We start from the raw sequence: 12534 nt of genomic DNA on the forward strand, positions 1-12534 counted from the left end.
TAAGGATAGAGACATGAGCACGATTTACGACATTCCCGTCAACGGCATCGACGGCGCGCAAACCACGCTGCGCCCCTACGCGGGCAAGGTGCTGCTGGTGGTGAACGTGGCCTCGAAGTGCGGGCTGACGCCGCAATACGAAGGTCTGGAAGCGCTCTATGAAGGCAAGCGCGCCGAAGGTCTCGAAGTGCTGGCCTTTCCCGCCAACAACTTCAAGGGCCAGGAACCGGGCACGGACGCCGAAATCCAGGCGTTCTGCACCGGCACTTTTGGCGTGAAGTTTCCGCTGTTCTCGAAGATCTCCGTGGTGGGCGACGACCAGCATCCCCTGTATCGCTCGCTCACGCAGGCGCAGCCGCAAGCATCCGGCGACGGCCCGTTCCGCGCGCGCCTCGAAGGCTACGGCATCCAGCCGAACGCCGCGCCGGACGTGCTGTGGAACTTCGAGAAGTTTCTCGTGAGCCGTTCCGGCGAAGTGGTGGCGCGCTTCGCGCCCGATACGGCGGCCGACGATCCGAAGCTCGTCGCCGCCATCGACGCGGAACTGGCGAAGGCTTAAACGCCTTCCCGCTTCATCTGCTATTTCTGTTTCTGCGTGACCAGCACACGGCTGCCTGCATTCGCGGGCAGCATCATGCTGTCTAGCGTGGCCAGCAGCGCCACGCACGCGATCATCCCGAACGCCAGCTGAAAATCGCCCGGCGTTGCATGGCCTGCGGGCGTGCCGTGCCACTGTTCCGCGATCGACAGCATCAGCGCGCCCACCGCAATCCCCATCCCCGCATTCATCTGCTGCATCACCGAAAACAGCGTGGTGGCGTCACGCATCTGCGCTTGCGGCACATCGGCGAAACCGATGGTGTTGAGCGCGGTGAACTGCATCGAACGCGTCATGCCCGTGAAGAACAGCAGCGCGCACACCAGCCAGTAGGGCGTGGCCGCGCTCAGTTGCGCACAGGCCGCGAAGCCGGCCGCCACCAGCAGGCCGTTGACCAGCAGTACGGTGCGAAAGCCGAAACGATGCATGATGCGCGTCGTGCCCGGCTTCATCGCCAGATTGCCCGCAAACAGCCAGAGCAGCAGTGCGCCCGCCTGCACGGCGCTGTATCCGAAGCCGATCTGGAACATCAGCGGCAATAGGAACGGCGCCGTGCCGATGGCGGTGCGAAACAGCGAGCCGCCCAGCGCCGTCACGCGGAAGGTGGGAATGGTCAGCGGCGCGAGGCCGAAGAGCGGTTGCGCGGCGCGGCGCAGATGCCACACGCTCAACGCCAGCAGCACGATGCCGCTGCCCAGTACGCCTAGCGACATGGCGCGGGACACATCGGCGCGGCTCACGGCTTCGATGCCGGCCATGAAGAGGCCGAAGCCCAGACCGCTCAGCACGAAACCGGCGATATCGAAACGCTGCAAGTGCGGCGTGCCATTGCGCACCAGCAGGCGCGCGGCCACGAACGCCACCACGCCCAGCGGCAGATTGAGCAGAAAGATCCAGTGCCAGCTCCAGTGCGTGCTGATCCAGCCGCCCACTGGCGGTCCGAGAATCGGCGCGACCAGTGCGGGCCAGGTGAGCAGGGCGATGGCGCGCACGATGCCTTCCTTGGGCGTTTCGCGCATCACGACGAGGCGACCGACCGGCACCATCATCGCGCCGCCGATGCCCTGCAGCACGCGCGCGGCGGTGAAGCTGAGCAAGCCCCCGCTCAGCGCGCAAAGCAGCGAGGCGAACGTGAACACGGCGATGGCGAGACTGAACACGCGGCGCGCGCCGAAGCGGTCGGCGGCCCAGCCGCTTACGGGGATGAAGACCGTGAGCGCGACCAGATAGGCGGACACGCCTACCGAGAGATACGCGGGCGCGGTGCCGAAATCGCGCGCCATCGCGGGCAACGACGTGCCGATCACGGTGGCGTCGAGATTCTCCATGAAGAACACGCCCGCGACGAGCAGGGCGATGGCGAGACGCCGGCGGGCGGCGAGAGGGGACGTGGCGTCCATGCAGGTTGGTCCGGTGCTGGGGCTAGGTTAAGACACCTGCGCATCTTAGACGAGACCTTCGCGCGATGTGCATCGGACCGCAAAGCCAGGCGCGTGTCACGCCGCCTTTAGCCAGACCAGCACCTGCTGCCAGTCCGCTGCGCTCATCGCTCCGAACCAGCTATCGTGGTCCGCGCTGCCGAGCATCATCAGATGCGCATTGTCATGCGCATTGGCGAAGTGCTGGGCATGAACCACCGGAATCAGCGTATCCAGTTGCGCGCCGACGATCACGAGCGGGCCGTCGTAATGCGCCACGGCGGCGATCGAATCGAAACCGTCGTGCAGCAGCCAGCGCACCGGAAAGATCGGATATTTTTCCGCCGCGACATTCGCGAGCGAATCCCACGGCGTAATGAGCGCGACCCCTGCAATCGAGGCTTCGTTGCCCTTCACGACCTGCGAGGCCATGCCCGCACCCAGCGATTCGCCCACCAGCCAGATCGGGCCGCCCCATTGCGTGAGCGTCGCGTCGAACGCCTCGCGCGAGGCCGCGAGGGCGGCCTTCATGGTGCGCGCGCCCGGTCGGTTGCCGTGCCCCGGATACTCGACGATCACGGCGCGATAGCCCGCACGCACGAACACATCGGCGAGCGGCAGCTTGGTTTCGGCAGATTCTTCGTTGCCGTGATAAACGAGGAAGGTGCCGCGCGGCGTCTGGCCGGCGGGCGTGACGACATAGCCCGCGTACTGGTCGCGCACATGCCACACGCCGATGGTGTCGCCTGCGTGCGTGAGCGAGCGCAGATCGGGTGCGCCGGGCGTGGACGGCAACAACAGGCGGTCCTGCATCAGAAACAGCGCCAGCGCGGCGAGCAGCCAGGCAGCGACTGCAAAGCGTAAGCCATAAGAGAGCAGCCGCATATTCGATCTCGCGCGTTCGATTTCGTGGAGGGACCGCGCCAGTATAAGGAGAATCGCCGGCCGTACTGTGTCAGACCGGCCTGCGCGGCCGCTCCGCGTTTTACGGGACATTACGCATCGACCACGCTGCCGTGCCGCTTTTTTCGATTCGCTTTTGATTCGTTTTTGTTTCGCTTTTGTTTCGTTACGCAAACCGGCTGCGCGACGCGACGACGCTGGATGCCAGCAACGGCTCAATAAAACATTGGCATAACTAACGTTTATCCAAAGCGAGAGCACGTTTTTCTGCCGCCGATCGAGCGGCATGGCCGTATGCTGACTGATTGTGTTCAGGTCATAAGACAGGCGCAGTGGAATGGTCCGCCGTGCTATCCGTTTAGACCGCGAAAACAGGGGCCAGGACGCACAGGTGCGCCATCAGCAAGCACATTCGTGTGAACCCGGCCCCCAACCCACCCTTACTTGAAGTCGTTCGTTTCCAGCTCGACCGACTGGCCGCCGTTCCTGGATAGCGCGTTGCGCGCGGCGTTTTCGATACGAACCCGGTTCGCATCGAATGCGCTCAGCAGCGCATGTGACGACGTGCCGTCACTGTCGAAGCGATTATTGAGCGCATCCAGCGATACGCTGCACCATACGGGCCGATCGTCCACCTGGGCTTCGAAAGCAATACGCGAAGCCGCCACGGCGTGACGGCGGTTCGTAAATTCGATCCTCATCTGATTCCTCCATGCGTGGATTGCAGGACAGCCGGGCGTCATTCACCCGGCCGGTTGGGGTCAGCAAGTCATGGTCCTACCAATACCCGCCACGATCAAGCGAAACGAAAAGTGTCGCGCTCCTCAGGCCCGCCGATTGCGCATGCTCATTTGCATCGACCCCGCATTTAACCGGAGAACCGCAATGGCCCACCGTGCTTCCCTGATGATTATTAGCGTGACCGCCGTTTCGTTCATGTTGATGGCGGCGCAGGCCGGCGCGCAAACCGCGTCTAGCGACACCTCCATGTCGAACGACGCCGCAGCCACTTCGATGGGCGCAAGCTCGACCAAGGCGCAACGCAAGGAGGCCCGCAAGGCTGCGCGTGCGCACAAGAACGCCGAACTGAAACAACTGGAAAAGAACGGCTATAACCCGTCGAGAAACAACCTCAATTATCCAGACGATATCCAGAAGGCGGAGAAAAAGGCTGGCGCGGCGGGCGGCGCGAGCCAGTAACGCCAGCGGGCTTTTCACGAGCACTTTCCTTCACGACAATCCGCAGAGGCGCGCGATAGGTGCGCGCTTGCGCGATTCGCAATGACTGGTCGACTGGACATGGATAAATCGACGCATTCAGCCGGCCGCTTTGGGCCAGACGATTACGAGGTGGTATGCGGGCAAAAGGTGAATGGGCTTGGCCGCTACATCGGCTATTTGCGTGTTCGCAGGAAGCCCGATGGCAAGATCATCTACCCTTTCGATGGCTGCGAGGTGCCGGGACCATTCGCGACGGGCGATGAAGCGCGGCGCGCGGCGTGCGAGATGGCGGAGGAACTGGTCCGGCTGGATATTGCGAGTCCGGAAGCCTGAATCTCTGCTGCGCGCACGCCGCGCGTCGCGTATCTCACAGCTTCACGCCGCCTGCTTCGGGCGGCTCGGTGGGATCGTCGCGCCATTGGGTACGCACGCCATAATAGTCGTGCACCGTGGTGGCCCAGCCGATATCGGCCATGGCTGGCCAGTGATCCTTGTCGAAGCCTGGCGCGTCCTTGACGCGCTCGGCGGTCACATTCAACACGAAGCATTTGCGCTGCGCATCGAGCGCAAGCGCGACCCACGGCAGCGCCAGCAATTTGTCGCCGATACCGAGAAATCCACCGCTCGACATCACCGCATAGACGATGCGGCCCTGCTGAACGTCGAGCATGATCTCCTTGATCTTGCCTATTTCTTCGTTATCCGAACTATAGACTTTGTCGCCTTCCAGCGTGCTGGCGGCCATGACATAGGGGCCGGGACCGCTGGAAGGTTCGCTGGCAGCGCCGACGATGCGCGCGCCGCCGGATGAGGTTTGGGTCGGGATGGACATGATGGGCTCCTGAAGTGGCCGGGCTTTGGATCGCTCTCGATCGGCACGGGTCAATCGTTACAGGTCAAATGCGCAGGCCCGCATGCGAGCGCTGCATCCGTCGTTGCGCAACGCGCGGACCCGCGAGCCAGAAAGCAGGCGGCACGGCCATTGCGCATCAGCGAGATTGCGCCGCGCCGTGCTGCAAGCCCAAACCACCACGCAAACGTGGCGCGCAAACCTGACGAGGAGCTGCCGGGAAGCAATGCCTCAAGAAGCACTTTGGTTTTTGATCGTCGGCGTGCTGCTGATGTTCGTGGCGCTCGCACGCGGACCGATCGCGCGATTGCCGCTGACCGGCGCGATGATCTATCTGGCGGCGGGCGTGATCGTTGGCCCCGGTGTGCTGGGTCTTGTGCATGCAGACCTTGCGCAGTCGGTGCGCACGCTCACTGTGGTGGCGGAGGCGGGGCTGGTGGTGTCGCTGTTCTCGGTGGGCATGCATCTTCGTGTGCGGCTGCGCGATCCCTTGTGGCGGCTGCCGTTGCGGCTTGGCGTGCTGGCGATGGTGTTCAGCGTCGCGCTGATGTTTGCCTTCGCATGGGCGACCGGCATGCAGGCGGGCGTGGCGCTGTTCCTCGCCGCCGCGCTTGCGCCTACCGATCCGGTGCTCGCCAACGAACTACGCGTGCACGAAGCCGGTGACGCCGATCCTGTGCGTTTTGCGCTCTCGGGCGAAGGTGGTCTCAACGACGGCGCGGCCTTGCCGTTTGCCGTGCTTGGCCTCGCGCTGTGTGGCGCATCGACGGCCGGCTCGCAAGGCGCGTTGCGATTCGCCGCGTCGCTGGTTTGGGGCGTGGCAGGCGCGCTATTGATCGGCGCGTTGCTCGCGACGTTGTGCGTGCGGCTCGTGCTTCATTTGCATACGCGATATGGCGAGGCAGTGGGCCTCGACGGCTTCATCGCGATCGGGCTGATGTCGGTGACATATGGCGCGGCGCTGCTCGCGCACGCCTATGCCTTCGTGGCCGTCTTCGCGGCTGGCGTCGCGCTGCGTCACGCGGAACTCCGCGCCACCGGCGAGCAGCGCCGTCCCGCGCAGGAACTGGAAACCGTGCAGCTAGGCGAGCGCGCGGAAGTGGCCACCGATCCACGCCGCGCCCATGTGTGGCTCGCCGAAGGCATGACCGGTTTCACGCTGGAAATCGAGCACTTTGCGGAATTTTCGCTGCTCCTCATCGTCGGCTGTGTGATGTCGGCGCACTGGCGCGAGATGCTGGACCCTCACGCGCTGATGATCGCTTTCGCGCTGATATTCGTTGTGCGGCCGCTTGCGGTGATGGGTGCGATGCTCGGTTCGCGGGCGGACGGCCAGCAGCGCCGCCTGATGGCATGGATGGGCATACGCGGCGTGGGCGCGTTCTATTACGCGGTGTGGGGCATCGATCAGGCGGGCGATACCTTGCAGCCCGTGCTGGCCGCAGCGCTCGACGCGATTGTCATTTCGGTGGCGCTACATGGATCGACGGCGGGGTATGTATTAGGGCGCTACTATCGGCGCACGCGGCAGACGGTTTAGGAAGGAGCGGGCCGGCTTCATGCGCCATCGTTCACGCCGCAATGCTTTCCACCCTGAATGCCGCCACCAGCGTATTCAACGAATTCGCATGATCGGCGAGTGACGACGCAGCGGCTGCGCTTTGCTCCACGAGCGCTGCGTTTTGCTGCGTGACTTCGTCCATCTGCGTGACGGCGAGTCCAACCTGTTCGATGCCGTCGCTCTGCTCGCGCGATGCCGATGCGATTTCGTGAATCAATGTGGCAACGCGCGTGGTCGATGTCTGGATCGCTTCCATCGCGCCGCTTGCCTCAGTGACGAGCGTGGCGCCGCTTGCCACCCGTCCCGTCGATCCCGCGATCAGCGTGCCAATTTCCTTGGCCGCCGCCGAGGCGCGCTGCGCGAGGCTGCGCACTTCGCCCGCCACCACCGCGAAACCACGCCCTTCCTCACCCGCGCGCGCCGCTTCGACCGCCGCATTGAGCGCAAGAATATTGGTCTGGAATGCGATGCTTTCGATCGTGCCGATGATGTCGGTCATTTTCGACGAGCTGGCGTGTATCTCGTGCATGGTCTGCTCCATGCGCGTGACCGCGTCGCGGCCACGTTCGGCCACATTGGATGCGCCGAGCGCGAGATCGCGCGCCTGCTGTGCGTTGATTGCGTTGGCCTGTACCGTGCCGATCAACTCCTGCATCGCCGACGCGGTTTGCGCGAGCGATGAAGCCTGTTCCTCAGTGCGTTGCGACAAATCGAGATTGCCGCTCGCGATCTGCTGCGTGGCGGTCGCCATCGCGTTCGCGCCCACGCGCACCTGTTCCATCGTTTCGCGCAGACGCGTCTGCATCGCTGCGAGACCGTCGAGCAGCGCGCCCATTTCATCCTGTTGATGGGCGCTGACGCGCGTGGTCAGGTCACCAGCGGCAATCGCTTCGAAATGCGCCATCGCCGCGCGCAGCGGGTCCATCACGGCGCGCCGCAAGCCCCGCCAACTGATGAACGCAATCAGCAGCGCCAGCACGATACTCGCTGCGCAGACCACGCCGAGCGTGTGAAAGCGCGCGTTGGAATCGGCATCGGCCTGGCGCGCGGCATCGTCGAGGTAGTGTTCGAGCGCGCCCTGGCTTGCGTTCATCGCCGTGTAGAGGCCGATCAGTTCGGCGGCGCGGCGCTCGTCCATCCAGCTCGTATCGCCGCTGCGGATCGCTGCGATCAAACGGTCTATCGCCTCGCGACGCACGGCGGTGCGTTTGGCGTCGAGGTCGTCGGTGAGGGTTTGCAGTTCGGGTGTCTTGGGCAGTTCGCGGAACTGCTGCCACCAGCGGTCGGAATCGGCCAGCAGCGCCTGCGCGCGATCGAGTTGCGGGCCGAGTTGCGGCGAATGCGGATTGGCCATGGCCCAGTCGAGGCCAAAGCGCGCGCGCGACATCGCCGTGCCCGATTTGCCGAGCGCCACCGCCGAAGCGAAATGCATCGTGTAAGCGTCGTGCTGCGCGCGATTGGTCATGTCCATGCCGAACAGGCTCACCACGCCCATGGCAATGACCAGCGCCCCGAGTGTCACCACCGTCAACGCGAGGCGAAGATTGATCGTCAAGCTTTTCATTATTGTTCCATATGCGAAACGATACACCGTATATGGAAAGTATAACGGCAGCGACCGGCGGAAAATTAATCGTGTGTTGGGAGGTGTTTACCCGTAGAACGCTTTCAGGCGCGCAATCAAGCTCCAGAAACAAAAAAGCCCGTCCTGAAAGGACGGGCGAAAGGACGTAGTGTGCGATATGTTTTCCATCGCTATAAAATTGAATAGCGATCCTGAATATATCCCGCACTCCATCCGGAGAGAAGCCACTCACATCGCAAGGAAAACGGCCGCAGCGCCAACGCCCGCGCACCGCTTCCCTTTTACAGCGTTGCTACAAAATTAGAAGCGCGTCAGCATGCCGACAGCGCCCATCACCTGATTGCCCGTCGACGAAGCGCCGCCCGAGTTGTACATGTTGGCGACGTTCTTGTTGCCCGTCGCGTGCTGGTACATCGCTTCTGCGTAGACTTCGGTGCGCTTGGACAGCGAGTAGCGTGCGATTGCGTTCACCTGGTTCCACTTCGGATCGGCGCCATACGAGGTCGCGCCGTTCAGGTGGCCGTCGGTGTACGTGTACGACACGCCAGCCTTGAATGCGGGCGTGAAGTTGTACATGCCGTTGACTTCGTAGTTGTCGAAGCGGACCGAGCCGTTGCTCAGGCCGAACGCGCTGGTGCCCTGATACTGGCTGTGCGAATACACGAAGCCCACCACGGCCGGGCCGAACGCGTAGTTGATGCCCGCAGCGGCGGTGCGCTGCACGTCGGACGTGAGGCTGCCCTTGACTTCGGCCTGATCGATTGCGCCCGCGGTGTTAGTGAACGCCGTGCCCGTCTTCGAGCCCGAACCGTTCGTTTGCAGGTAGCCGGCCGCGGCCGTCAACGGACCGTAGGTGTAGCTCGCAGCGGCGCTGTAGGCGCGGCTCACGGCGAATTCGGTGCTGTTGCTGAACGCGTACATGCCGCCGAACTTGAAGCCGCCGTAGTTCAGGCTGGTGTACTTGACCGAGTTGTTGAAGCGTACGCTGTGCTGGAGGTTGTCGTTGTCGTACGGGTGCGCGAAGCCCGAATCGCCAAAGGTGCCGGCGGTGGCCGACAGCGGCGAGACGAAGTCGACCACGTCGTCGTACTGGCGACCCATCGTGAGCGTACCGAAGGCGTTGCTGCTCAGGCCCACATATGCCTGGCGGCCGAACATGCGGCTGTTCTGGCCGAGCTGGCCGTTGTTGACGCTAAAGCCGTTTTCAAGCAGGAAAATCGCTTTCAGGCCGCCGCCGAGATCTTCTGCGCCCTTCAGGCCGAAGCGGCTGCCGCTGATATTGCCGCTCGCGAGCGCAACGCGGCCGCTGCCGCCCACGTTGTTCGTGTAGGCGATGCCGGCGTCTACGAGACCGTACAAGGTGACCGAGCTTTGTGCGTGTGCGGATGCAGCGGCGAATGCGGTCAGGCATGCAGCGGCGATCGAGATTTTTTTCACTGTGAGACTCCAGTTCTATAGGTACGCTGGGTTGAGACGACGGCGAGTATAGAAAAGGGCTCCGACGAAAATGTGATCCGGCGCGCGCACGGTCTCTTCCTGAAAATGGAAGAATCGTTTCAAAAAATTGAAATAAATCGCGGAAAGGCAGGTGTAATAACGCTTGCGCGCCCTTGTGCCACCGCGCTTGCGCAATGTGCCGCGATGTAGCGCGATTTTCAGTCGCGTTTGTGCAACATCGCGGCGCGCAATAATTGGCGGGTCATTTCGTGCGCTAATCAGGACCCGATTCGTCTTCCGCGGAAAATGCAGAAACTCGCGACGGCCAGCAGAGTCACCGCTATCGCGCCATAAAGCATGAGGCCGCCAAAGCCATGAATCAGTGCGTTACGGCTGATCGCTTCGAATTGCGCAGCGCTAGTGGCAGTGGCGTTCATGAACGGTCCTGCTTCGGCGGGCATCAGATCCCCTGCGGCAACACGGCTAGCCAGGGCGTTCCACGAAACGTCTGTGGGATAGGTACCCGGCGCCCCCAGCTCTGCCTGCAATTTCAGCGAAACGCCTTCCACCAGCAAAAAGCCCATCAACGCGATGTTGATCGCCAGCGTGATCATGCGCGCGCTCATGTCGATGCCCGATGCCATGCCGGCGCGGTCGGCGGAAACGGAGCCGGTCGTTGTATTGGTGACCGGCGTATTCGTCAAACCCAGGCCCGCACCGGCCAGCAGGCAGCCCGGCAGCACGGCCAGTGCGCCCGTGTGACCCGTCCGGCTACCGACCCACATCAGAAAGAAGCCCAGCCCGATTGTGAGCAAGCCTGCTGGAATGAGCATCGCAGGGCGATAGCGCAGCGCCAGCCGCTCGCCGATCGGCGGAAACACAAGGGTAGGCAACGTGTAGGCGAGCAGTGAAAGCCCCGCAGCAACCGGCCCTTCGCCGAGCGCACGTTGAAAATAAATCGGCAGGTAGATGATGAACGCCCAGAAGCTGAAGTTCATGCCCACCGACCCCAGCAGCGCGCCCGAGAAATTGCGCACCTTGAACACGGAGAAGTCGAACATGGGGTGCGCAATGCGCGTTTCTATCGCGTAGAACAGCGCGAGGCTCACGGCGCTCGCCGCCAGCACGGCGAGACTGGAAGCGCTGGTAAAGCCGCTATCCGCGCCTTGCGTGATGAACCAGACGAAGCCGAAGATCGCCGCCGAGAGCGTCGCCATGCCCCACACGTCGAGCCGACGCGCCTGCGGATCGCGCGATTCCTGCACGCCGGCCACAGCGAGCGCGAGCGTCGCCACCGCAAGGCCGACGTGAATCCAGAACACCCATTTCCAGTTGGCCAGCGCGACGATAGCACCGCCCACCAGCGGCCCAAAGCCGAGTCCAATGCCCAGTACGATGCCCCACGCACTGAATGCCCGCGCCCGCTGCGCACCCTGCGGAAACTGATGCGACAGCACGGCGACGAGGCAAATCAGCATTGCGCCGCCGCTCGCGCCCTGCAACACGCGGCTGGCAATCAGCATGGCCGAGTTCCACGCCAGGCCGCATAGCAGCGATGCAATGCCGAACAACAGGATCGCGCCGATAAAAATGCGCTTGCGGCCGAAGCGGTCGGCGAGTGTGCCCGTTGCCATCAGCACGGTGGTGCAGGCGATGGTGTAGGCGTTCATGATCCATTGGATCTGCTTGAAATCGCCGTGCAAGACGACTTCGAGTGTTGGCAGGATCACGGGCACGCTGGAGATTTCCAGCGCGAACATCATCGCCGCGAGACAGACCGCGATCAGTGCGAGGGTATTTCGTTGCGTGTGCAACGGTGCGGATGTCTCGGTTACCTTGACGGTGTCCTTGACTGCTTGCTGCTCGATTTCACTGGCTTGCATACGCGACTCCGGAAAGTTGAGGCGATGCCGCTGCGCTGCCGCGTGGTGTGACACGCCAGGCGGTACATCACCGGATATTCCTGAGCAGTTTAGAGGAATATAATTCCCTTATTGACGCGTTTGGTTCCCGCCATAGTTTCCTTTGAGGAACCAATAAACAGGATAGACGATGAAGGACAATCTCGACGGCGTAGCGACCTTCGTGCAGGTGGTTGAGGCAGGCAGCTTTGCGCTGGCGGCCGAGCGCATGAATCTCACGCGTTCGGCCGTGGGTAAGGCCATTAGCCGTCTGGAGGCGCGGCTGGGTGTCCGGCTTCTCCATCGCAGTACGCGCAGCCAGTCGCTCACGACGGAAGGGCAGTCCTATTACGAAGGCTGCGTGCGCGCGCTGGCCGAACTCGACAACGCCGAGGCCGCGCTCGACCATAGCGGCATCGAACCCAGCGGCCGCCTGCGCGTGAGTGTGCCGGAGGCTTTTGGGCATCTGTGCGTCGCGCCTGTGTTGCTCGATCTCGCACGGCACTATCCCAAACTGCAGATCGATCTGTCTTTCACGGACCGCATGGTCGATCTCGTGGAGGAGGGCATCGATCTGGCCGTGCGTATCGGCGAGTTGCGCGACAGCGCCACGCTGGCGGCGCGACGTCTGGGTACGCAGCATGTAGCGATCGGCGCGTCGCCTGCGTATCTCGCGCAGCACGGCACGCCGCAGAGTCTCGACGATCTTGCCGCTCACATCGGCATTGCCTATTCGTGCGGTGGCAATGTGGCGCCGTGGTGGGGCGCAACCGACGCGGCGAAGCCCGCGCCAGCGGTGCAGGTGCGCTCGCAGATCAGCATGGACGATATCCAGGCGATTGCGGCGGCTGCGATCGACGGCTACGGGCTTGCGTGGCTGCCTTGCTGGCTGCTCACGCGTTTCGTGCAGAGCGGGGCGCTCGCGCCGGTGCTGGGCAGTTACCGCGTGCGTTCTCAGGAGATTTACGCGGTCTGGCCGAAGGAGCGCCATTTGCGGGCCAAGACGCGCGTGGCCATCGACGCGTTGAAAGCACGCATTCCGGCGATGATCGGCGAGTGA

Annotated in this window: 12 protein-coding genes; 5 read left to right on the top strand and 7 right to left on the bottom strand. The window is 63.2% G+C overall.

The genetic code is table 11. The features are described from left to right. Positions 1-13 precede the first annotated feature (13 nt). Positions 14-559 carry a glutathione peroxidase gene (locus F3J17_RS01540; protein WP_167053117.1) on the top strand — a complete coding sequence of 182 codons (546 nt, stop codon included), beginning with the start codon at positions 14-16 and terminating at the stop codon, positions 557-559. Positions 560-579: 20 nt separating this feature from the next. Here F3J17_RS01540 and F3J17_RS01545 read toward each other — a convergent pair whose 3' ends face one another. From F3J17_RS01545 to F3J17_RS01555, 3 genes are all read right to left on the bottom strand, one after another. Then, on the bottom strand, positions 580-1998 hold the full coding sequence (locus F3J17_RS01545; protein WP_167053119.1) for an MFS transporter: 1419 nt from the start codon (positions 1996-1998) through the stop codon (positions 580-582). 96 nt (positions 1999-2094) lie between these two features. Next, positions 2095-2901: an alpha/beta hydrolase gene (locus F3J17_RS01550; protein ID WP_167053121.1), complete on the bottom strand. Its 807-nt coding sequence runs from the start codon at positions 2899-2901 to the stop codon at positions 2095-2097. 458 nt (positions 2902-3359) lie between these two features. Further along, positions 3360-3620, bottom strand: coding sequence for a DUF1488 domain-containing protein (locus tag F3J17_RS01555; RefSeq protein WP_167053123.1), 261 nt, complete (start codon positions 3618-3620; stop codon positions 3360-3362). A gap of 184 nt (positions 3621-3804) precedes the next feature. Between F3J17_RS01555 and F3J17_RS01560 the strand changes: the two genes are divergently transcribed. Beyond that, positions 3805-4119, top strand: coding sequence for a DUF4148 domain-containing protein (locus F3J17_RS01560; RefSeq protein ID WP_167053125.1), 315 nt, complete (start codon positions 3805-3807; stop codon positions 4117-4119). A gap of 99 nt (positions 4120-4218) precedes the next feature. Then, positions 4219-4473 carry a DUF6723 family protein gene (locus F3J17_RS01565; RefSeq protein WP_167053127.1) on the top strand — a complete coding sequence of 85 codons (255 nt, stop codon included), beginning with the start codon at positions 4219-4221 and terminating at the stop codon, positions 4471-4473. A gap of 34 nt (positions 4474-4507) precedes the next feature. Here the strand turns inward: F3J17_RS01565 and F3J17_RS01570 are convergent, their stop codons facing one another. Next, complete coding sequence (locus F3J17_RS01570) at positions 4508-4972, bottom strand: PRC-barrel domain-containing protein (protein ID WP_167053129.1); 465 nt, start codon at positions 4970-4972, stop codon at positions 4508-4510. A gap of 244 nt (positions 4973-5216) precedes the next feature. Here F3J17_RS01570 and F3J17_RS01575 point away from each other — a divergent pair, with 244 nt between their 5' ends. Further along, entirely contained in the window at positions 5217-6530 is a 1314-nt protein-coding gene (locus F3J17_RS01575; RefSeq protein ID WP_167053131.1) for a cation:proton antiporter, read from the top strand. Positions 6531-6561: 31 nt separating this feature from the next. Here F3J17_RS01575 and F3J17_RS01580 read toward each other — a convergent pair whose 3' ends face one another. The 3 genes from F3J17_RS01580 to F3J17_RS01590 form a co-directional block, all read right to left on the bottom strand. Next, positions 6562-8115, bottom strand: coding sequence for a methyl-accepting chemotaxis protein (locus tag F3J17_RS01580; RefSeq protein WP_167053133.1), 1554 nt, complete (start codon positions 8113-8115; stop codon positions 6562-6564). 321 nt (positions 8116-8436) lie between these two features. After that, complete coding sequence (locus F3J17_RS01585) at positions 8437-9573, bottom strand: porin (protein WP_167053135.1); 1137 nt, start codon at positions 9571-9573, stop codon at positions 8437-8439. A 278-nt stretch (positions 9574-9851) separates the two neighbouring features. After that, positions 9852-11456, bottom strand: a complete 1605-nt coding sequence (locus F3J17_RS01590) for an MFS transporter (RefSeq protein WP_167053137.1) — start codon at positions 11454-11456, stop codon at positions 9852-9854. A gap of 169 nt (positions 11457-11625) precedes the next feature. Here F3J17_RS01590 and F3J17_RS01595 point away from each other — a divergent pair, with 169 nt between their 5' ends. Then, positions 11626-12534: a LysR family transcriptional regulator gene (locus tag F3J17_RS01595; protein ID WP_167053139.1), complete on the top strand. Its 909-nt coding sequence runs from the start codon at positions 11626-11628 to the stop codon at positions 12532-12534.

The sequence above is a fragment of the Burkholderia sp. Ax-1719 genome, assembly GCF_011753055.1.
Taxonomy (GTDB): domain Bacteria; phylum Pseudomonadota; class Gammaproteobacteria; order Burkholderiales; family Burkholderiaceae; genus Paraburkholderia.